Source organism: Moorena sp. SIO4A1 (assembly GCF_010672065.1).
Taxonomy (GTDB): domain Bacteria; phylum Cyanobacteriota; class Cyanobacteriia; order Cyanobacteriales; family Coleofasciculaceae; genus Moorena.
In genome coordinates, this window is record NZ_JAAHHX010000693.1 from 1 (window position 1) to 1,480 (window position 1,480).

Sequence of the window (1,480 nt, forward strand, 5' to 3'; positions counted from 1 at the left end):
TTGGTTGCTCAAATGCTGGAATTAAAATTAGTGATTCTTGGGTGCTAGCAAAATACCGCAATGAGGACTCATTTTGAACAATAATACACCGAGATAAATAGTTTACATTTTGTGCCTCTGGCATTTGATGAATAACCGCAGCAAAAAACGCAATTGCTTCTTCACGAGTATCTGCTTGGATAGTAAGTTTTGATGGTTCTGCTTTCAACCAATTGTGTACTTTTTTAACTTCTTCCTCTCTGCCTGCAAGATGTAACTGTGTATTCATTGCTGGTGAAGTAGAGTTTTTCCAATCATCCCAGAAGCTACTAAGATCCTGAGCTTGTTCCGGCCACTTCCCCATTAACCGAGCTAACCAAGCATGAACACCATGAGCCTGTTCTAACCACTGTTCTAAGTCATCAGCATCATAAGCCCTTACATCAGCCCATATTCTTTCACTTTTCTTCTCTTTCTCCCACTTATCCTTATTAGCCCATCGTCGGGGGGTAACAAAAACAAAAGTGGTTTCAGCAGGAGGCACTCCTAGAGTATTTTTAACACGCTTATCATAATCATCATCTGCTTTACCCTTAACATCTTTCTTAACTCCAAGTTCCCACCCTGAATAGCCATTAGGAACAAAACTATTACCTTCAGGTGCGTCCACAATGCCATCCCATCCCCCCATTTGAACGCTATCACCAGCTGGAAACACAACCCGTTGAGTTTGCTGGACTGTAGCATGAATGAGGCGACGCAATAACTGGGGCAATCGGGCTTGAGCATCCCTGGTACCAGCCCATCGATTTAAATCTGTTGCATTAACCCACTGAAATGGAACCATACTTAATTTTTAAGTGATAAAAACAAAATAAATTACTTATTAACTCCCGTTGTGTACCTACCATCCACCGCCCAATGGAAATAATGGTATGGATAAGGAAAAATCATAGCTTGGTGGCGATGATCACGATTGGTATTTTGCCTGTGCTCTCAGGCGCGGATGGGTTTGTGGTCATTTAAACCTACGATAACGCGATCGCGCCCATGGTTAGATGAGTTGGGTGAGCAGCATCACGACGAAATTGGGTTTTGTACTAATTGATATCTATGGCAAGACTGCCAAAGGTTCCTAGGATCAAGAAGGTCAACTCAAAGCCTTGCAAAGTGTGAGTGTTATTAGCAGTGACCATGAACTAGTGCTGGCTCAGCAAAAAGTTGATCGCAAATCCCATGACATCACAGCGGTGCCGCTACGGCTGTTGTTGCTTACCCTCAAGGGGGCGGTGGTGACCTTTGATGGGATGGGTCCCAAATCACCATGGCTTGGCTGCCACTTAGTATCATATTAAGTTCGGTGCTATCCATTATATATACGAGTTTTGCCTAAGTCCTAAAAAATTTTGTGCCAAGGACTCTGTTCAAGGAAAGCCTTACGTTCTTGAGTTTTAATCTCTCTTGCGCCAAGGTAAATGCCATAAGCCGCTGCTACCCCAAT

1 protein-coding gene and 1 pseudogene are annotated in these 1,480 nt (G+C 43.3%); one reads left to right on the plus strand and one right to left on the minus strand.

Annotation, left to right across the window (positions count from 1 at the left end; all coding sequences use genetic code 11):
• A partial coding sequence (locus tag F6K53_RS41995) for a hypothetical protein (RefSeq protein ID WP_293086395.1) occupies positions 1 to 826 on the minus strand: 826 nt, incomplete at its 3' end.
• 352 nt (positions 827 to 1,178) lie between these two features.
• Between F6K53_RS41995 and F6K53_RS42000 the strand changes: the two are divergent.
• A pseudogene (locus tag F6K53_RS42000) lies at positions 1,179 to 1,283 on the plus strand (ISAs1 family transposase); the annotation flags it as partial.
• Positions 1,284 to 1,480 lie beyond the last annotated feature (197 nt).